Annotated in this window: 22 protein-coding genes; 16 read left to right on the top strand and 6 right to left on the bottom strand. The window is 62.3% G+C overall.

The window, feature by feature from the left end:
- Positions 1–148: 148 nt before the first annotated feature.
- The 6 genes from ACIPOO_RS07305 (at position 149) to ACIPOO_RS07330 (ending at position 5,080) form a co-directional block, all read left to right on the top strand.
- Positions 149–451, top strand: a complete 303-nt coding sequence (locus tag ACIPOO_RS07305; protein ID WP_274136241.1) for an urease subunit gamma — start codon at positions 149–151, stop codon at positions 449–451.
- 29 nt (positions 452–480) lie between these two features.
- Entirely contained in the window at positions 481–1,023 is a 543-nt protein-coding gene (locus ACIPOO_RS07310) for a GNAT family N-acetyltransferase (RefSeq protein ID WP_400605498.1), read from the top strand.
- Positions 1,024–1,051: 28 nt separating this feature from the next.
- On the top strand, positions 1,052–1,588 hold the full coding sequence (locus tag ACIPOO_RS07315) for a GNAT family N-acetyltransferase (protein WP_400605500.1): 537 nt from the start codon (positions 1,052–1,054) through the stop codon (positions 1,586–1,588).
- Positions 1,585–1,890, top strand: a complete 306-nt coding sequence (locus tag ACIPOO_RS07320) for an urease subunit beta (RefSeq protein ID WP_274136237.1) — start codon at positions 1,585–1,587, stop codon at positions 1,888–1,890. Before ACIPOO_RS07315 ends, ACIPOO_RS07320 begins: the two co-directional genes overlap by 4 nt.
- A gap of 147 nt (positions 1,891–2,037) precedes the next feature.
- Positions 2,038–3,738 carry an urease subunit alpha gene (ureC, locus tag ACIPOO_RS07325; protein ID WP_400605503.1) on the top strand — a complete coding sequence of 567 codons (1,701 nt, stop codon included), beginning with the start codon at positions 2,038–2,040 and terminating at the stop codon, positions 3,736–3,738.
- A gap of 208 nt (positions 3,739–3,946) precedes the next feature.
- Positions 3,947–5,080 (top strand): sensor histidine kinase, encoded by a 1,134-nt coding sequence (locus ACIPOO_RS07330; protein ID WP_400605505.1) that lies wholly within the window; start codon positions 3,947–3,949, stop codon positions 5,078–5,080.
- Between the two features lie 129 nt (positions 5,081–5,209).
- Here the strand turns inward: ACIPOO_RS07330 and ACIPOO_RS07335 are convergent, their stop codons facing one another.
- A complete protein-coding gene (locus tag ACIPOO_RS07335) occupies positions 5,210–5,509 on the bottom strand; it encodes a chaperone modulator CbpM (RefSeq protein WP_274136233.1) in 300 nt (99 codons plus the stop codon).
- Positions 5,510–5,511: 2 nt separating this feature from the next.
- Complete coding sequence (cbpA, locus tag ACIPOO_RS07340; RefSeq protein WP_274136261.1) at positions 5,512–6,471, bottom strand: curved DNA-binding protein; 960 nt, start codon at positions 6,469–6,471, stop codon at positions 5,512–5,514.
- Positions 6,472–6,759: 288 nt separating this feature from the next.
- Here cbpA and ACIPOO_RS07345 point away from each other — a divergent pair, with 288 nt between their 5' ends.
- Positions 6,760–8,025, top strand: a complete 1,266-nt coding sequence (locus ACIPOO_RS07345; protein ID WP_400605507.1) for an Hsp70 family protein — start codon at positions 6,760–6,762, stop codon at positions 8,023–8,025.
- 138 nt (positions 8,026–8,163) lie between these two features.
- Here ACIPOO_RS07345 and ACIPOO_RS07350 read toward each other — a convergent pair whose 3' ends face one another.
- Together ACIPOO_RS07350 and ACIPOO_RS07355 are read right to left on the bottom strand one after the other, a co-directional pair.
- A complete protein-coding gene (locus ACIPOO_RS07350) occupies positions 8,164–9,174 on the bottom strand; it encodes an AI-2E family transporter (RefSeq protein ID WP_274136229.1) in 1,011 nt (336 codons plus the stop codon).
- A 239-nt stretch (positions 9,175–9,413) separates the two neighbouring features.
- A complete protein-coding gene (locus tag ACIPOO_RS07355; protein ID WP_274136227.1) occupies positions 9,414–9,704 on the bottom strand; it encodes a PsiF family protein in 291 nt (96 codons plus the stop codon).
- A gap of 151 nt (positions 9,705–9,855) precedes the next feature.
- On the opposite strand from ACIPOO_RS07355, the gene ACIPOO_RS07360 reads away from it, so the two are divergent.
- Complete coding sequence (locus ACIPOO_RS07360; RefSeq protein ID WP_400605510.1) at positions 9,856–10,758, top strand: DMT family transporter; 903 nt, start codon at positions 9,856–9,858, stop codon at positions 10,756–10,758.
- Here ACIPOO_RS07360 and ACIPOO_RS07365 read toward each other — a convergent pair.
- The gene (locus ACIPOO_RS07365) at positions 10,744–11,631 is read right to left on the bottom strand and encodes a triacylglycerol lipase (RefSeq protein WP_274136223.1); all 888 of its coding nucleotides are present in this window, start codon (positions 11,629–11,631) and stop codon (positions 10,744–10,746) included. The two genes, ACIPOO_RS07360 and ACIPOO_RS07365, sit on opposite strands and share 15 nt — an antisense overlap.
- Before the next feature lie 253 nt (positions 11,632–11,884).
- Between ACIPOO_RS07365 and osmE the strand changes: the two genes are divergently transcribed.
- Together osmE and ACIPOO_RS07375 are read left to right on the top strand one after the other, a co-directional pair.
- Entirely contained in the window at positions 11,885–12,223 is a 339-nt protein-coding gene (osmE, locus tag ACIPOO_RS07370) for an osmotically-inducible lipoprotein OsmE (RefSeq protein ID WP_274136221.1), read from the top strand.
- 140 nt (positions 12,224–12,363) lie between these two features.
- Positions 12,364–12,897, top strand: coding sequence for a bacterioferritin (locus ACIPOO_RS07375; RefSeq protein WP_274136219.1), 534 nt, complete (start codon positions 12,364–12,366; stop codon positions 12,895–12,897).
- 193 nt (positions 12,898–13,090) lie between these two features.
- On the opposite strand, the gene ACIPOO_RS07380 is transcribed toward ACIPOO_RS07375, so the two are convergent.
- Positions 13,091–15,157 (bottom strand): AsmA family protein, encoded by a 2,067-nt coding sequence (locus tag ACIPOO_RS07380; protein WP_400605513.1) that lies wholly within the window; start codon positions 15,155–15,157, stop codon positions 13,091–13,093.
- Between the two features lie 352 nt (positions 15,158–15,509).
- On the opposite strand from ACIPOO_RS07380, the gene ACIPOO_RS07385 reads away from it, so the two are divergent.
- From ACIPOO_RS07385 to ACIPOO_RS07410, 6 genes are all read left to right on the top strand, one after another.
- Complete coding sequence (locus tag ACIPOO_RS07385; RefSeq protein ID WP_274136832.1) at positions 15,510–15,731, top strand: hypothetical protein; 222 nt, start codon at positions 15,510–15,512, stop codon at positions 15,729–15,731.
- A 102-nt stretch (positions 15,732–15,833) separates the two neighbouring features.
- Entirely contained in the window at positions 15,834–16,466 is a 633-nt protein-coding gene (locus ACIPOO_RS07390) for a TetR family transcriptional regulator (RefSeq protein WP_274136830.1), read from the top strand.
- 275 nt (positions 16,467–16,741) lie between these two features.
- Positions 16,742–17,242, top strand: coding sequence for an urease accessory protein UreE (gene ureE / locus ACIPOO_RS07395; RefSeq protein WP_400605515.1), 501 nt, complete (start codon positions 16,742–16,744; stop codon positions 17,240–17,242).
- 10 nt (positions 17,243–17,252) lie between these two features.
- Positions 17,253–17,927 carry an urease accessory protein UreF gene (locus tag ACIPOO_RS07400; protein WP_400605518.1) on the top strand — a complete coding sequence of 225 codons (675 nt, stop codon included), beginning with the start codon at positions 17,253–17,255 and terminating at the stop codon, positions 17,925–17,927.
- A 47-nt stretch (positions 17,928–17,974) separates the two neighbouring features.
- On the top strand, positions 17,975–18,589 hold the full coding sequence (gene ureG / locus ACIPOO_RS07405; protein WP_274136825.1) for an urease accessory protein UreG: 615 nt from the start codon (positions 17,975–17,977) through the stop codon (positions 18,587–18,589).
- A 27-nt stretch (positions 18,590–18,616) separates the two neighbouring features.
- Positions 18,617–19,189, top strand: a complete 573-nt coding sequence (locus ACIPOO_RS07410; protein ID WP_400605520.1) for a HupE/UreJ family protein — start codon at positions 18,617–18,619, stop codon at positions 19,187–19,189.
- Positions 19,190–19,334: the final 145 nt, after the last annotated feature.

Genomic DNA, 19,334 nt, shown 5'->3' on the forward strand with positions numbered 1-19,334 from the left:
CCGCGCCCGCGCGCGGCCCGCCCCCGCCCCCCCCCCCCCCCCCCCCCACCCCCCCCCCCCCCCCCCCCCCCCCCCCCCCCCCCCCCCCCCCCCCGCTCCTACAGGGTTAGGGTGTCTTCACTTATCTGGTTTTGAAACGGAAAAACACATGGACCTGACTCCACGCGAAAAAGACAAGATGCTGATCTTCACCGCAGGCCTGGTGGCCGAGCGGCGGTTGGCACGGGGTTTGAAACTCAATTACCCGGAAGCCATGGCCTTCATCTCCGCCGCCCTCCTGGAAGGCGCGCGCGATGGCCAGACCGTCGCCGAGCTGATGCACTACGGCACCACCCTACTGACCCGCGAACAGGTGATGGAAGGCGTGCCGGAAATGATCCCGGAGATCCAGGTCGAGGCGACCTTTCCCGACGGCACCAAGCTGGTCACCGTGCACCAGCCCATCGCCTGAAACTGCTTTTTGAACAAGTGAAAACGAACATGACTTATACGATTCGTGACGCACTGCTGACTGACATGCCTGCCGTGCTGGACATCTACAACGACGCCGTCCTCAACACCACGGCGATCTGGAACGAACAACCGGTGGACCTGGCCAACCGCCAGGCGTGGTTCGCGGCCCGCCAGACCCAGGCCTATCCGATTCTGGTGGTGGTCGATGACGCCGATCAGGTGCTGGGCTACTCCTCGTTTGGCGACTGGCGCCCCTTCGAAGGCTTCCGCCACACGGTGGAGCATTCGGTGTACGTGCGCGCCGACCAGCGCGGCAACGGCCTGGGCCCCCTGCTGATGAAGGCGCTGATCGAACGCGCCCGCGCGTGCGACAAGCACATGATGGTCGCGGCCATCGAGAGCGGTAACGCCGCATCGATTTATCTGCATCAACGTGAAGGCTTCGTCACCACCGGGCAGATGCCGCAGGTCGGCACCAAGTTCGGCCGCTGGCTGGACCTGACTTTCATGCAACTTGACCTGTCGCCGGGCGCTTCGGCACCACCTTCGCAAGCCCCGGCCAAAGCCTGATCTTCCCTCTCTGAAAGGAATGTCCGCCATGAATGCTGCTCAACTGCGACGCGTGACCCGTGAAAGCTTTGCGCACTACCACCAGGGCCTGGTGAGCGTGTTGCTCGATGCCGTCGAGCATGGCGCGTCGGTGGGCTTCATGACCGACATCAATGCCGACGAGGCCTATCAATGGTGGAGTGGCGTCAAGACCGAGGTCGAGCAAGGCAACGTGTTGCTGTGGGTCGTGGTGCAGGACGAGCAGGTGCTGGCCACGGTGCAGCTTGCCCTGTGCCAGAAGGCCAACGGACTCAATCGTGCCGAGGTGCAGAAGCTCCTGGTGATGCAGCACGCCCGCCGCCATGGCCTGGCCACGCAACTGATGCACGCCGTCGAACAGGCCGCGCACCAGCATCAGCGCGGGCTGCTGTTCCTGGACACCCTGGCCGGCTCCCCGGCTGAAGATTTCTATCGCGCCTTGGGGTACGTGCTGTGCGGCAAGCTGCCGGACTACGCCTGTAACCCCGACGGCGAATACCGGGCCACCGCCATCTATTACAAATTACTGTCGAGGAAGAGCGCATGATTCCTGGTGAATACCAGATCCAGCCCGGCGAGATCGAACTCAATGTCGGCCGCCGCACCGTCACCCTGAGCGTCGCCAACAGCGGTGACCGGCCCATTCAGGTCGGCTCGCATTTCCATTTTTTCGAAACCAACGACGCCCTGACCTTCGACCGCGCCACCAGCCGCGGCATGCGCCTGAACATCCCGGCGGGCACCGCCGTGCGCTTTGAACCGGGGCAATCGCGGGAAGTCGAGCTGGTTGACCTGGCCGGGCATCGCCGGGTGTTCGGGTTTGCCGGGCGGGTGATGGGCGACCTCTAGTTTCCGGCGCCCCTGTAGGAGCGCGCTTGCCCGCGACAGCGTCGGGTCAGCGATAACCATGTCACAGGACCATCGCAAATCGCGGGCAAGCGCGCTCCTACGGAAGCTGCAACACCCGTGATCTCTCTTTGAATTCAAGGAAGCGTCATGAAGATTTCCAGACAAGCCCACGCCGACATGTTCGGCCCCACCGTCGGCGACCGTGTGCGTCTGGCCGACACCGAGCTGTGGGTCGAGGTCGAGAAGGACTTCACCGTTTACGGCGAGGAAGTGAAGTTCGGCGGCGGCAAGGTCATCCGCGACGGCATGGGCCAGGGCCAGTTGAACGCCGACGACGTCGTCGACACGCTGATTACCAACGCGCTCATCATCGACCACTGGGGCATCGTCAAGGCCGACGTGGGCCTGAAGAACGGCCGCATCGCCGCCATCGGCAAGGCCGGCAACCCGGATATCCAGCCCGATGTGACCATCGCCATCGGCGCGGCCACCGAGATCATCGCCGGTGAAGGCATGATCCTCACCGCAGGCGGTGTCGACACCCATATCCACTTCATCTGCCCGCAGCAGATCGAAGAAGCGCTGATGAGCGGCGTGACCACCATGATCGGCGGCGGCACCGGCCCTGCGACGGGCACCAACGCCACCACCGTCACCCCCGGCAAATGGCACATGATGCGCATGCTGCAGGCCGCCGAAGCCTTCCCGATGAACATCGGCTTCACCGGCAAGGGCAACGTCAGCGTGCCTGAACCCTTGATCGAGCAGGTGAAAGCCGGCGCCATCGGCCTCAAGCTGCACGAAGACTGGGGCACCACGCCTGCGGCCATCGACAACTGCCTGAGCGTTGCCGACCAGTACGACGTCCAGGTGGCGATCCACACTGACACCCTTAACGAATCCGGTTTCGTCGAAACCACCCTGGGCGCGTTCAAGAACCGCACCATTCACACCTACCACACCGAAGGTGCCGGTGGCGGCCACGCGCCGGACATCATCAAGGCCTGCGGCTTCCCCAACGTCCTGCCGAGTTCGACCAACCCGACCCGGCCGTTCACCCGCAACACCATCGACGAGCACCTGGACATGCTGATGGTCTGCCATCACCTGGACCCGAGCATCGCCGAAGACGTGGCCTTCGCCGAAAGCCGCATCCGCCGCGAAACCATCGCCGCCGAAGACATCCTGCATGACCTGGGCGCGTTCTCCATGCTCAGCTCCGACAGCCAGGCCATGGGCCGCGTCGGCGAGGTGATCCTGCGCACCTGGCAGACCGCCGACAAAATGAAACGCCAGCGCGGCCCGCTGCCCGGTGACGGCGAAGGCAACGACAACTTCCGCGCCAAGCGCTACATCGCCAAATACACCATAAACCCGGCGATCACCCACGGCATCAGCCATGAAGTGGGCTCCGTCGAAGTCGGCAAGTGGGCAGACCTGGTGCTGTGGCGCCCGGCGTTCTTCGGGGTCAAGCCGACGCTGATCCTCAAGGGCGGCTCCATCGCCGCAAGCCTGATGGGCGACGCCAACGCCTCGATCCCGACGCCCCAACCGGTGCACTACCGCCCGATGTTCGCCAGCTACGGCAGCTCATTGCACGCCAGCAGCCTGACGTTTATCAGCCAGGCGGCGTTCGATGCCGGCGTGCCGGAGCAACTGGGTTTGAAGAAACAGATTGGCGTGGTCAAGGGTTGCCGCAGCGTGACCAAGGCCGATCTTATCCACAATGACTACCTGCCGAAGATCGACGTCGATCCGCAGACCTACCAGGTCAAGGCCGATGGCGTGCTGTTGTGGTGCGAGCCTGCCGAGGTGCTGCCGATGGCGCAGCGGTATTTCCTGTTCTAACGCCTGTAGGAGCGCGCTTGCCCGCGATTGCGGTTTGCCGGTGACATCGTTGTTGCCTGACACACCGCCGTCGTCCGGATGCGGCCCAGACCAAGCGCGCTCCTACAAGGCCGTGGGGTGGCTGTGAAAATCCGCTGTTCTACCTGCCACAACATGGCGCTAAGATGGCCCCACCTCATCCAGCGCCACGCCAGCAAGGTTGTCTTCCATGCGTCTATCCGACTTCATCGTGCAGAACGTGGACCGCATCGTCGATGAATGGGAAAAGTTCGCCGCGACCCTCACCCCTGCCGCTGACACGCTGAACAGCGTGGAATTGCGCGATCACGCCAAATCCATCCTGCTGGCCGCAGCGCGAGACATGAACACCGCGCAGACCAAGGCCGAACAGATCGCCAAGGCCCAGGGCGAGGATGTCGGCAAGACGCCCGCACTGGACGAGGCGGCGGCCAGCCATGGCGAATTGCGCCACACGGTGGGGTTCGACCTGGTGCAGATGACCTCCGAGTTTCGCCACCTGCGCGCAACGGTCATCCGGTTCTGGGTGGAAAGCCTGGATTCGCCGCAGATCGGCCACTTTACCGACATGATTCGCTTCAACGAAGCCATCGACGAGGCCCTGGCCGAATCCACCGCTGCCTATGCCGAACGGGTGAACCGCTCGCGGGACATCTTCCTGGCGATCCTTGGCCACGACCTGCGCGCGCCATTGCAGGCGATTGGCATGTCTTCGGAAATACTGATGCGCAAGGCGGGCATCAGTGAGGCCGACATGGCCTACGTCAAACGCATCAAGAGCAGCAGCCGGCACATGGCGACCATGGTCAACGATCTGCTGGAATTCGTGCGCAGCCGCTTGGGCAGCACCTTGCCAATCGAACGCAAGCCCATGGAAATGACCATCGCCTGCCGGGATGCCATCGACGCCGCCAGCGCCGGGCAGCCCGATTGCGATCCGGTGTTCACCTCCACCGGTGACACCCAGGGCGAATGGGACCGGGCACGGATCGACCAACTGCTGCAAAACCTCATCGGCAACGCCCTGCAACACGGCGCCTCGACCCACAGGATCAGTGTGTCGCTGATGGGCAGCGAGCATCACATCAGCCTGTCGGTGCACAACGACGGCGAACCCATTGCCCAGGAAGCCATTGGCAGTATTTTCGACCCGCTGGTGCGTTCATTGAATGAGGAAGTGGGCAATCACAACCCCTCCACCAGCCTTGGGTTGGGATTGTTCATCGTCAAGGAAGTGGTCAACGCCCACAGTGGCAGTATCACGGTGACGTCGAACGTCGGCGATGGCACCACGTTCACCGTGGTATTGCCGAAGAAAGGATAAAAGCCTCACCACACACCCGTAGCAGCACGGCTTGCCGGCGGGAGCGGCGTGTCAGGCAGTCCACCCTTTGCTGATACACCGCTCCCGCCGGCAAGCCGTGCTGCTACGGGGCAGGTGAGTCAGGAACACTCAATCCAGCAAAAAACGCCCCAGACGCTGCTTGAGCATGCGGTTCTCGGCCCGCACCTGCTCAAGCTCGTCCAGCAGGTTCAGCGCCAGGGCGACGCCGTCCCATTCAAGTTCCAGTTCGTGGTGCAGCTTGACTGCCCGTTTGGCCACCGACAGCGAATAGGTGTCGAACAGCCATTCATCGGGCCGCGTACCCTGGGGTTCGACTATGCCGTGCTCGACGATTTCCATGACATAGGCGACCGGCATGTCGACTACCTGACAGAACTCCTGCATGTCTACGACCAGGGTGTTGCGCATTGTCAGTTACTCCATTGAGCCCTCGGATCGAACGCCGCCTTCTCGGCCAGCTTCTCCCAAAGTGCTTTGGTGGCATCATCGGTGGCCTTGGGCATGACGATCTTGAGTTGCGCGAACAGATCGCCACGCTCGCCCTTCTTGTTCAACAGACCATTACCTTTGACCCGCAATCGCTGCCCGCTCTGGCTGTCCGGACGAATGGTCAGGTTGATCTTGCCGGTCAGGGTCGGCATCGCGACCTTGGTTCCCAGCGCAGCCTCCCATGGGGCCAGCGGCACAGTGATAATCAGGTCATGCCCTTCGACGTCGAAGTTGGGGTGCGGCGCCAGACGAATGGTCAGGAACAGATCGCCGTTTTCCCCACCGGCGACACCTGGCGCGCCCTGGCCCTTGAGGCGAATGCGCTCGCCGTCGGTGACGCCCGCCGGGATCTTCACGTTCAGGTTCTTGGTGATGTCCGCCATGCGCTGGCCGTTGGCGGCATGCTGCGGCACCTTGAAGCTGATCTTCTTGGATTCGGTGGAGAGGGTTTCCTCCAGGAAAATCGCCAGTTCCAGTTCCACGTCCTGCCCTCGACGGCCAGAGCTGCGCGGACGGCCACCCTGTGGTCCGCCACGATTGCCAAAGATCGAGCTGAAGAAATCGGAGAAATCCCCGCCCTCGAAGCCACCCGCGCCACCGCCAAAGCCCTGGCCCGCGCCGCCGCGCCCCTGCCAGCCCGGAGGCGGCTGGAAGCGGCCCTGCTGGCCGTACTTGCGAATGTCGTCGTACTCGGCGCGCTTTTCAGGATCGCTCAGCGCTTCATAGGCCTCGGAGGCCTCTTTGAACTTGTCCTCGGCGCCAGCTTCTTTGCTGACGTCCGGGTGATACTTGCGCGCGAGCTTGCGATAGGCGGTCTTGATCGTCTTCTCGTCCGCCGTCGGCTCCACGCCAAGAATCTTGTAATAGTCTTTGAAGTCCATGTAACGGTCACCCATTCCGGAGAATCCAGCACATCTCGGTCTGCGTTAAAGATGAGAACGTTGGCTGCGCTGAATGTTGCAAGGTTATCGGCACACGGCCTCGCAAGCTTGAAACGGGTGTTCAAACAGGCCGAATGCATTGAGAGTTGCCTGCAAGATTGGGGGTGCAGGGCCCAAGTTCAAGGCCGGGGACAAGAAATAGCCGCATAAACCGACGTTTCGCGCTACGCATCCGGCGCACTCTCGCATACACTGCGCGGCCGTTTTTTTGACCGGAACGTACAGAACATGAGTACCCCATCCCCAGCCCGTGCCCTAGGCATCGACTTCGGCACCTCCAACTCCACGGTCGGCTGGCTGCGCCCCGGAGCGGAAACGCTGATCGCGCTGGAGGACGACAAGATCACCCTGCCGTCGGTGGTCTTCTTCAACATCGAAGAACGTCGGCCTGTCTACGGTCGCCTGGCGCTGCACGAGTACCTTGAAGGCTACGAAGGCCGCCTGATGCGCTCGCTCAAGAGCTTGCTGGGCTCCAAGCTGATCAAGCACGACACTAGCGTGCTGGGCACGGCCATGCCGTTCAAGGACTTGCTGGGGCTGTTCATCGGTGAGCTGAAAAAGCGCGCCGAAGCCGCCGCCGGCCAGTCGTTCGAGCAAGTGGTGCTGGGCCGCCCGGTGCATTTCGTCGATGACGACGCCGCCGCCGACCAGGAAGCCGAAGACACCCTGGCCGAGGTTGCGCGCAAGATCGGCTTCAAGGACGTGTCCTTCCAGTTCGAGCCCATCGCGGCGGCATTCGACTACGAGTCGACCCTGGAACGCGAAGAACTGGTGCTCATCGTCGACATCGGCGGTGGTACTTCGGACTTCTCGTTGGTGCGCCTGTCGCCCGAGCGCCGGCTGGTCGATGAGCGCCAGAGCGACATCCTGGCCACCGGCGGCGTGCACATCGGCGGGACCGACTTCGACAAGCAACTGAGCCTGCAAGGCGTGATGCCGCTGTTCGGCTACGGTAGCCGGATGAAGAGCGGCGCCTTCATGCCCACCAGCACCCACATGAACCTGGCGACCTGGCACACCATCAACTCGGTGTATTCGCAGAAGTCGCAACTGGCGCTGGGCAGCATGCGCTACGACATCGAAGACACCTTAGGCATCGACCGCCTGTTCAAGCTGATCGAACAGCGCGCCGGGCACTGGCTGGCGATGGAAGTGGAAGAAACCAAGATCCAGCTGACCCACGCGCAAAACCGCGTGGTGCCGATGGATCGCGTCGAGTCGGGCCTGAGCGTCGACCTGACCCGCGCACTGTTCGAGTCGTCGATCGAATCGCTGCTCGAACGTGTGCGTGAAAGCGTCACGCAGTTGCTGGGCGACGCTGGCGTGGGCGTGACCGACGTCGACACGGTGTTCTTCACCGGCGGCTCCAGCGGCATCCCGGCCCTGCGCAACAGCGTCGCGGCCATGCTGCCCAAGGCACGGCACGTGGAAGGCAACATTTTCGGCAGCATCGGCGCAGGCTTGGCGATCGAGGCCAAGAAGCGTTACGGCTGAAGCCAGCCCGTAATGCTCTGAAAAACCTGTGGGAGCGGGCTCGCCCGCGAAGAGGCCGGGACGTGCGATAGATATCCATCTGTCCGCACCGCCGCCTTCGCGGGCGAGCCCGCTCCCACAGAGATTTCTATCAGCCGGTCAGACCAGCTCCGCCCTGCGTAGCTCGCTCTTGAGATACGCATAGAAGATCGGCCCTGCCACCACCCCCGGCAGGCCAAAGGCCGCTTCGAAGATCAGCATCGCCAGCAGCAACTCCCAAGACTTGGCACTGATCTGCCCGCCCACGATCCGGGCGTTGAGGAAATACTCGACCTTGTGGATCACGATCAGATAACCCAGCGCCGCGAACGCCACCCAGATCGACAGCGACATGCCGACGATGAAGATCAGCGTGTTCGACATCAGGTTGCCCACCACCGGCAACAGGCCCAGCAGGAAGGTCAGCACGATCAGCGTCTTGGTCAGCGGCAGGTGCACGCCGCACAACGGCAGGATCACCGCCAGGAACACCGAGGTGAATATCGTGTTCAGCGCCGAGATTTTGATCTGGGCAAAAACGATATTGCGAAATGCCTGGCTGAGCAGGTGCAAGCGTTCGAACAGCGCGGCGGCCAGCGGCTTGCGCTTGGAGATGTCAGGAATGCGTTGCAACGCGATAATCGCGCCCAGGACCATGCCGATCAGCAGGGTCACGAACATGTGCGCCGCGCCCTTGCCGAGCATCTGCAGCTCGCCGATGTGCTTGGTCAGCCAGGCGCTGAGGGAAGCCTGGAACTCGGTGGCACTGGCGGGCAGGTAGCCGTCGATGAATGGCGGCAGTTGCCCCCGCGCACGGTCGACCAGGGTCATGAACTTGTCCAGAGAAGCACCGGGATTTTCCGCCTCATGCAGCACGAAGCTGATCGCGCCGGCAAACAGCAGCGACAGCACCGTCACCACCAGCGTGCCCAGCAACGCCACCGCCAGCCAGCGGGCGCGCTCGCCAGCAATCAGGCGCTGCAGTTGCGGGGTGAGCATGTCGACCAGTTCATAGACCAGCAGGCCCGCCAGCAGGCTGGGCAGCAATTTGAGCGGTAATACCAGCAGCAGGCCACCAAACACCAGAATGCAGCTGGCCAGATACACTTGTCGCGGCGAAAACGTTGGCATACAGCCTCAAAAAACGAACGGCTTGGAAGTACGGCAGTCTGCCAGCGTTCCCTGTTGAGGACCAGCGCCCAAGCGTGTCGTCAGTCGCGTGGCAACCATTTGAAACACCATGGTTTGCCAACGGGTGTTTGAAGATCACGCAACGTAGCAGCACGGCTTGCCGGCGGGAGCGGTGTGTCAGGCAGTCGACCATTCGCCGATACACCGCTCCCGCCGGCAAGCCGTGCTGCTACGGGGGACTATTTTTTCTTCAGGCAATCGCTCATGAACGTCTTGCGCGCATCGCCCTTGAGAGCCTGGGTGGTGGCGGTGGCGTTACAGGTTTTCATCTTGTCCTGCTGGGTGGCAGCGGGCGCTGGCGCGGCCTTCAGACAAGTGCTCATGAATGCCTTGCGCTCATCGCCCTTCAGGGATTTGGCAGTGGCGTCGGCGTTGCAGGTGGTCATCTTGTTTTGCTGCGCGGTGGCGGCAAACCCTTGGGCACACATCAACAAGCCCATGACCAACAGAGGAACACGCAGCATTTTCATCGACATTCTCCAGGACCGCCGCGTCCATACGCAGCTTTGAAAGCAGTGTAGCCAAAGATTATTGCGGCATATTTCAGAGAATCCGCCCTTAGCGGTAGACGCGAGGTTCAGCGCGTCGATAATGGCCGCTCACTCTGCCAGCGGCCTACCCATGCAATACCTCTACCCTGTGTTCACCGTCATGCTCTGGGCGGGCAACAACGTCATTACCAAGGCGGCAGCCGGGCGAATCTTTCCGGCAGAGATCGGCTTCTATCGGTGGCTGCTGGCGGGACTGCTGTTCACCCCGTTCCTGCTGGGCCCGGTGCTGCGCAACCGTGCGCAGGTCAAACCGATCCTGGGCAAGGTCGCCGTGCTCGGCGTGCTGGGCATGGCGGTCTACCAGAGCCTGGCCTACTACGCCGCGGGCATTACCACGGCGACCAACATGGGGATCATCCTGTCACTGGTGCCGGTGATGACCCTTGGCCTGTCGATTGCCAGCCTGGGCACCGCGCTCACGGCAGGCGCGCTGGTCGGCGCCGGGGTGTCATTTGCGGGAGTGCTGCTGGTGGTGTCCCAGGGCAGCTGGACGGTACTGGTGGCCCACGGGGTCAATCTGGGCGACGCGATGATGCTGGTCGCCGCCTTTGCCTACGCCACCTACAGCACGCTATTGAAGAAGTGGCAGTTACGCATGCCGCCGCTGCAACTGTTGTACCTGCAAGTGCTGGTGGCAATTGTCGCGCTGTTTCCACTGTTCCTGCTCTCGCCCAAGACCGGCCTCAACGCCAGCAACATCCCGCTGGTGCTCTATGCCTGCATTCCGGTGTCGATGATCGCGCCGCTGTTGTGGATGAAAGCCATCTCCCTGCTCGGCCCCAGCCGCACCACGCTGTTCTTCAACCTGGTACCCATTCTCACCGCGCTGGTAGCGGCCTTGGCATTGGGCGAACAGCTGGCGGTGTATCACTTCATCGGCGGTGCGCTGACCCTCAGTGGAGTGATCCTGGCCGAGCGCTGGACCACACCCCTGCGCAGCAAGCCCCAGGCAACGGCGTCAAAGGCCGACTGATTTGAGCCGTGCGGCGTGCTCCATGAACAGCCGCACCGGTTCCGCGCCCTTGCCCACCAGCCCCAGGTGCTGGTTGACGATATCGAAATGATCGAGGGGGAAGTTGTCGCCAATGACCGTGCCCAGGTGCGAACTGAAGCGCCCGACCATCCCATCGCTCTCCCGTTCGCGGGTGAAGGTGCGGGCGAACATCCGGCAGGTCAGGTTCGTCGTATCGAACAGGTTCTTGCCACGGTCAGTCAGGCCCGGCTGCAAGGTGCCGGACCAAGAGTAATAACGCACACCGTTGACCAGTTCAGGCCCCTGCCCGCCCCACTCAAGCGGCAGGCCCTGGGGAAACAGCGCATTGAATTTCGCGACACCCTTGGAGGTGAGCGAGCCATGGGCGGCATGCACGTCGGTGGGCAGCCGGGTGCCGCGATAGCCGGTGTCGAGCAGCGCCAGCGCCAGGGTGCTCAGACGAATGACGGCATGCACCATCCGCCCGCGCAGTTTGCTGACCGGGAAGTGCTCTTCGAGAAAATCCGCCAGTTCCGAACCGTGATTGGGCCCGGCCACCGATGTCACCGAAGCCACCAGGTCCGGGCGAACCCCGGCCACATAGCGGATGGTCAACGCGCCCTGGCTGTGGCCGATGAGATTGACCTTCTGCGCGCCGGTTTCCCTGAGGATTTCCTCGATTCGCCCCAGCAATTGCTCGCCGCGGATCTCGGAAGAGTTCACCGCCGAAACCATCACCGGAATCACCGTCGCCCCGCCGCGACGCAGCGCCGAGGCAATGCCGAACCAATACGGATAGACCACCAGCTTCACGAACCCCAACAACCCGGGTACCAACACAATGGGGTACTGCGTGGCCTGATCTTGCGTCATGACTACCTGAGCCCTCACCTGATTCTGTAGGAGCGCGCTTGCCCGCGACCGCGGTGTGTCAAGTGCCGTCCTGTGTCTGACACACTGCGGTCGCGGGCAAGCGCGCTCCTACAGACAGTAGTCGCAAAGCGTTCATCGATGATGACAAAAACAAGTAATGCCCCATCGCCATCTATTGGATCGAACTCTTTCAATCGGCCAAGGCTCATAACTGCAACGGGCCACTAATGGCCTTTCAGTGGAGTGTCCGGTTATGTACAAGCAATCTCTGGCAGTAGTGTTTGCAATGGCCGCACTGGCCGGCTGTTCATCGACAACCCTGCAAAACCCGGTGGACTACGCCACCTATCGCAATGAGCCGCTGGTCAAGCAAGTCGACGACGGCATGACCGAGCAGCAAGTGCTGACCATCGGCGGCGAGCCCTCCACCCGAGTGCACCGCAAGGTTCACCCTGGCACGTGCAACAACTACGTCCTGAACAAGGACGGCCACCAGCAGACCTACTACGTCACCTTCAACGCCAACGGTCGGGTGGACAACAAGGGCTTCATGACCTGCGAGCAGCGTGAGGCGAACGAACGGGCGATGTAAGCCGGCAAACAAATCAAACTTTTCCCCTCGCGCACCACTCACACCTTAAGACCCGATCTTGCCAAGGGCCGGTCAGACCTTTCGTGACCGGCCCATCAAGAGCGAGACGGGATTAACCGGATCAGCCCTGGAGAAAAATGATGAGCGATGTGCAGCAATTAACCGATGTCAGCACCCTGCGCGAGCGCGCGCGTCACAATGTTGAAAACGGTGCCGTGACCGAAGGCTACGATGGCGACCGCGAAGAGATCATTCGCCTGCTCAATGCATCGCTGGCCACCGAGTGGGTCTGCGTGCTTCGGTACAAGCGCCATTACTACATGGCCAAGGGCGTGAAAGCCCAAGTGGCTGCCGCCGAATTTCTCGAGCATTCCAATCAGGAAGCCGAGCACGCCGACAAACTCGCAGAGCGCATCGTGCAGTTGGGCGGCGAGCCGGAACTGAATCCCGACCTGCTGTCCAAGAATTCCCACGCGCAGTACGTGGCGGGCAATACGCTCAAAGAGATGGTCACCGAAGACCTGATCGCCGAGCGCATTGCCATCGACAGCTATCGTGAGATCATTCAGTACATCGGCGACAAAGACCCGACCACGCGCCGTATCTTCGAGGAAATCCTGGCCCAGGAAGAGGAACACGCCGACGACATGGCGGACATTCTCGACGGGCTGTGATGACTGAAGGCAGATGTAAAAAAGCCAGGACAGTGTCCTGGCTTTTTTTGTACCCCAGATCCCGTAGGAGCGCGCTTGCCCGCGACGGCGGTGTGTCTGTGATGGATGTGTTACCAGACATACCGCCGTCGCGGGCAAGCGCGCTCCTACAGATCGCAGAACCCAGGCTCAACTGCTACGGGACGGCGGGCGCCTATTGCACGGTTTTCGGCGCCTTGCCCGCGCGCATCTGCTCAAGCAACGGCGCGCACTGGTTCGGCTCGCCGCCGCTTGGTGCGACCAGCGCCAGCAGCCCTGCCGCAGGCCCCACCGCCGCGCCCAGCAAGACCATTCCGGCTCCACGCAGCAACAACGGCCCGGTTTCCACACCTGCATTGGGCTTGATGAACGGCCCGCGCACATACAGCGGCGAGCGCAGGGAAAACACACGGAAGCCCTTGGATTCCGGACTGATCTTCATGTCCAGTTGCTCGGTCTTCATGTTCGCCGTGCCATCGATGTAGATGATCGCGTTCTCGGTATCGAACACGAACAGCCTGGTCGTGGCCAGACCATCCTTGATCCCAAGATCGGACGCCGCGCAGTTGATCTTCACTTCCTTGTCGCCGAACAGCTTGCCGACCACGTAGTTACCGACGTTGAGCCCGGCGATCTCCATCAGGTCGCGGCTGACCGCGCCATCGTTGACCAGCATTTTCAGCTCGCCATTGGCCGTGCCCAGCAACGCCGCCACCGAGTTGCCCTTGCCGCTGATGTCGGCATCACCATTCAACTCACCGAAACTGGTCTTCATCGGTTCGAAGGTCGGGAACAGCTGCTTGAGCTTGAAGTTGCGCGCGGTCAGCTTCGCCCGGCCTTCCAGCGGCTGAGTGTGACCGTTGAGCTTGATGTCGGCATCGAGCTTGCCACCGGCCACGCCGAAACGCAGCGGCTCCATGCTCAACTGGCCGTCGTTGAGCACGACGTGGGTGTAGAGGTCAGTGAACGGCAATTCAGCGCTCTGCACGATCTTCTTGCCAGTGAATTCCACGTCGGCGTCCATCGCGCTCCAGCGATCAGTCTTGAATTCCTCGACCGGTAACACCTTGTCCTTAGGCTGCTTGCTCTCGCCGCCACGGGATTTCTGCTCGGCGTTGGAGTCAGCACCGATCAGCGGCTTGAGGTCGGTCATCAGCAACTGGTTGGACACCAGCGCGCCGGTCAGCTTGGGACGCGGCTGGCTGGCCACGAAACTCAGGTCGCCGTGGATGTCACTGCTACCGATCTTGCCGTTGAAGCCCTTGTACTGAAACGCCGCGCCCGCCGGATCGTGTAGCTTGGCGATCAGGCGACCATCGGTCGAGTACGGCGGAGAATCGGGAAGGGTTACGCCGGTCAGCGGATACAGGTTGCCCAGGCTGTCACCGGACAGTTTGAGGCGCAGGTCCAGTTCGCCAAGGTTTTGCGGATCGGTCACGGTGCCTGCGACCGCCACCCGGGTGTTGCCCGCGCTGACATCGGCCTGCACCGGAAACGGCAGGGCCGCGTCCTTGAGCGCCAGCAACCCGCCAACCTTGCCGCTGCCATTGAGTGCCTGGCCGTGGTACTGGCCCTTGGCGGTGAAGCCGAAGGCGTAGTCCTGCGCCGATGCGCCCTTGTCCTGGACCTTCTTGGCCTCGCCGCTGCCTACGATGTCGCTGAACGGAATCGGCTTGCCCAGTGGGTCGATCACGACGTCCACCGAGGTGTTGATCATTTTGTCGTTGTAGCTGACATGACCCTTGTCAAAGCCGATCGAGCCAATGTCCATGACCCAACTGGAAGGCTCGGCGTTGGGATCGCTCTTGGGCAGGTCGAACACCCAGTTGGCGCGGCCATCGGCCAGACGTTCGATTCTGGCATTGGGCTCGGTCAGGTCGATGCGCGGGATCACTACGCGTTGAGCCAGAAGCGGCAGCGGCGCGAGGCGCATTTCCACTCGCTTGAGGGTAACCATTTGAGGCTCTTTAGACCATTCGGGGTTACCCAAAGTGATGTCTTCAGCCGACATGTGCGGCCACGGCACCCAGGCGCGCCAGCCGCCTTCATCCGGCTCGCGGCGCCAGAGCACGGCCAGATTGCCGTTGATGGCGAACGGTCGGTGGATCTCGGCAGACACTTTTTCGTTGATGGTCGGCTTGAGCCGGTTCCAGTCGAAGGTGGCGATCACGATGATCAGAATGGCCAGCAACAGCAGCACGATGCCGACCGTCCAGGCGAAAATCTTGCGTCCTCGCGTCATTGCGTAATCTCCCAAATACCGACGCACCTTCCCGGGCGCGTCTTACACGTCATTGCGACGTTCGACTGACAAAAGCCGCGTGGGTTTGATGAAATATCAAAAAACCCGTAGCTGTGCGGCTTGCCGGCGGGGCGGTGTGCCAGTGAATCAAGCGATATCTAACACACCGCTCCCGCCGGCAAGCCGTGCTGCTACTGGCTTTCACCCGCCTGAAAGCCGCGTTTTACATGGCCTGTAGCCCTGAATCAATTCCGTCGATGGTCACCATCAGCCCTTTGAACTTCTTTATCCAGGCGGCGCCGGTAAAATTCACTCCATGTTCTCTACACGCCCTTTCGAGGAGCACACATTCATGAAACGCCAACTGATCGCCCTGACCCTTTCCCTCCTCGCCTCGAGCGCGTTCGCCATGCCTGCCAGCGAACAACCTGTGCTCGGCGAGGTGAAAGCGGCCCAGCAAGTTGGTCTGCCAACCCTGGCCCAGGACAACACCAACCGCGTGATCAACCAGTATCAGCGCGTGGCCGATAACGGCCCGGATCGCCTGGTGCAGCAGTATCAGCGCGTTTCCTGAGACATTCCTCCCGCCTACCGTATTGATGCGTCGATCCGGTTCGACGCACCGCAAGCGCATTTGTTAGAGTGCGGACCATTCTTCACTCAGATGCACACGCTCATGTTGCCCCGCGCCGAACAGAAACAGCAGACTCGCCACGCCCTGCTCGATGCAGCACGGGGGCTGATGGAGAGCGGCCGGGGTTTTGGCAGCCTGAGCCTGCGCGAGGTGGCCAAAACCGCTGGCATCGTGCCCACCGGCTTCTATCGACACTTCGACGACATGGACCACCTGGGCCTGGCGCTGGTCAGCGAAGTCGGCCAGACATTCCGTGAAACCATTCGCCGGGTGCGCCGCAACGACAACCTCAACAGCGGCATCATCGATGCGTCGGTGCGTATCTTCCTCGATGTGGTGGCGGCCAACCGTTCACAGTTCCTGTTCCTGGCACGCGAGCAGTACGGCGGCTCGCTGAAAGTGCGCCAGGCACTGGGCGCGCTGCGCGAAGGCATCATTGCCGACCTTGCCACCGACCTTGCGTCGATGCCCAAATTTCACCACCTCAACACCGACGACCTGTCGGTCATGGCCGACCTTGTGGTCAAGAGCGTGTTCGCCATGCTCCCCGAACTGATCGACCCGCCGTCCGTGACCCTGGCCGAACACCTGACGCCTCGGGCGAAGATCACCCAGCAATTGCGCTTCATCTTCATCGGCGCCAAGCGCTGGCAGGGATTGGGCAGTACCGAGTGACGATTTCCCAGGCAAACCCTGTAGGAGCGCGCTTGCCCGCGACGGCGGTGTATCTGTGCCATCGATGCCGTCTGACACACTGCAATCGCGGGCAAGCGCGCTCCTACAGCGGCGCACCAGATGGGTGCGTTTAATTCCCGCTCGCACCAATAAACCCCACGATCAAATCCCACGCCTGACCCGCACGCACTATTTGTAGGCAATTTCCTCAGACTTCCCCGATTGGCAAGCCACTTGCTCTAGAAATGGCATCGCACATTGCTGGAAGTTTTCCGATGCTGGTGATTCACACACGAATCGAGCCCCAGGCTGAATGGGCCGCCGAGCTGCATTTGAATTTCGAGGCGCGCAGTAAAAGCCGCCTGCGCTGTTTCAGTGCCGAGGGCGAAGACGTTGGCCTGTTCCTGGAGCGTGGCCAACCACCGTTGCGCGACGGCGATTTTCTCAAGGCCGAAGATGGCCGCATCGTGCGGGTTTGCGCTCGCCCCGAGCAACTGATGCACGTCACCTGCAGCAGCGCCTTCGAACTGACCCGTGCGGCCTATCACCTGGGTAACCGCCACGTCGCACTTCAGGTCGGCGACGGCTGGCTGCGGCTGCTCGACGACTACGTGCTCAAGGCCATGCTCGACCAACTGGGCGCGACCACGGAATCCATCGAAGCGCCGTTCCAGCCCGAACATGGCGCCTACGGTGGCGGCCATCATCACTCGCGGGCTGGAGAAGAAGACTTCAACTACGCCCCGCGCATTCACCAGTTCGGCGTACGCAAATGAGCCCACGTCCATGAACAAGGCTTGGGCGCTGCTGCGCCTGGCGAGCCCGCAGTTGCCCATTGGCGGCTACAGCTACTCACAGGGGCTGGAGATGGCGGTGGAGAACGCCGTGGTCAAGGATCCGCAGAGCGCGGCCCGCTGGATCGGCGATCAACTGCTGCTCAACCTCGCCCGTTTTGAGGCGCCGTTGTTACTCGCCCATTGCACAGCCGCCGCACAGGAAGACTGGGCGAGCCTGCTGCAATTGAGCGAAGAACACCGCGCCAGCCGCGAAACCCGCGAGCTGCATCTGGAGAGCCGACAGATGGGCTATTCGTTGCAACAACTGCTCAACGGCCTGCCGGAGCTAGATCAGCCTGCGCGGGATTTTCTGCGGCAAATCGATGAGCCGCACCTGGCCCTGGGCTGGGCGCTGGCCGCCCGTGCCTGGCAGATCGATCCGCAGGACGCCCTGGCCGCCTGGCTATGGAGCTGGCTGGAAAACCAGTTGGCGGTCCTGATGAAAACCCTGCCTTTGGGCCAGCAGGCTGCTCAGCGTCTGACCAGCGAACTTACGCCTTTGCTGCAACAGGCCCAGCGGCACGCCACTGAACGTGACCCCGAGCATCTCGGCAGTGCCCCGTTCGGCCTGGCGCTGTCGAGCATGGCCCATGAACGCCAGTACAGCCGCCTGTTTCGATCCTGATATCAGCCAACACGAACCGCACAAGAAGATTAAATGGAGAGCATTTGATGAACAGCCAACCCTTGCGAGTCGGCATCGGCGGCCCGGTCGGATCCGGCAAGACCGCCCTGACCCTTGCCCTGTGCCTGGCCCTGCGCGAGCGCTACAACCTCGCCGTGGTCACAAACGACATCTACACCCGCGAAGACGCCGACTTCCTGGTGCGAAACGAGGCACTGGCGCCTGAGCGCATCATCGGCGTGGAGACCGGCGGCTGCCCGCACACGGCAATTCGTGAAGACGCTTCGATCAACCTGGAAGCCGTCGACCAGTTGAACCGCCGCTTCGAAGGCCTGGACCTGATCATCGTCGAGTCCGGCGGCGACAACCTCTCGGCAACCTTCAGCCCTGAGCTGTCGGACCTGACCATCTACGTGATCGACGTCTCGGCGGGCGACAAGCTGCCACGCAAGGGCGGGCCGGGGATCTGCAAGTCTGACCTGCTGGTGATCAACAAGATCGACCTGGCGCCGCTAGTGGGCGCGTCGCTGGAGATGATGGACCGCGACACCAGGAAGATGCGCGGCGACAAGCCCTTCGTGTTCAGCAACCAGAAAACCGGCCATGGCCTGGAGGACATCATCGCCTTCATCGAGCGTCAGGGTCTGCTGACCGCTGCCTGATTTCTTTCACTCAAGGACAATCCCTACATGAACTGCAGAAAAGTATTCGGCGCCCTGGCGCTGCTGCTGGCACCGGCGCTGGCCTTTGCCCATCCCGGTCACGACGAAAGCGGCTTGATGGCCGGTATAGGTCACCCGCTGGGCGGCCTCGATCACCTGCTGGCGATGGTTGCCGTGGGCCTGTGGGCTGCGCAGCAGAAAGGCGCGGCGCGCTGGGCCCTGCCGTGCACCTTTGTCGGCACCATGCTGATCGGCGGCCTGCTGGGTTTCGAAGGGCTGGAATTGCCTGGCCTGGAAAGCGGGATCGCGGCGTCGGTGTTTGCGCTGGGACTGGCGGTGGCGCTGGCGGTGCGTCCGCCGCTGTTCATGGCCGTAACGGCGACCGCGCTGTTTGCGATGTTCCACGGCGTGGCTCACGGTCTGGAGCTGCCTGAGATGTCGAGCCCGTGGGGCTATGCCGCAGGCTTCGTCGCCGCGACCGCTGCGCTGCATGCCGCAGGCTACGCCGTGGTGCGTTTCCTGCCAGCCGCTGCCGCGCCCGTGGTGCGGATTGCAGGCGCGCTGTCGGCTGCGACTGGCCTGTGGTTGTTCGCCGGTTGAAGCTTTTGTAGGAGCGCGCTTGCCCGCGACAGCGGTGTGTCAGACACCTCACCATTGACTGACACACCGCTCCCGCCGGCAAGCCGTGCTGCTACGGAGCGTCGTCGCCAGTTGGATCGTGATCGCGGGCAAGCGCGCTCCTACA

It is taken from the genome of Pseudomonas sp. NPDC090201 (assembly GCF_044746825.1).
Classification (GTDB): Bacteria; Pseudomonadota; Gammaproteobacteria; order Pseudomonadales; family Pseudomonadaceae; genus Aquipseudomonas; species Aquipseudomonas putida_AD.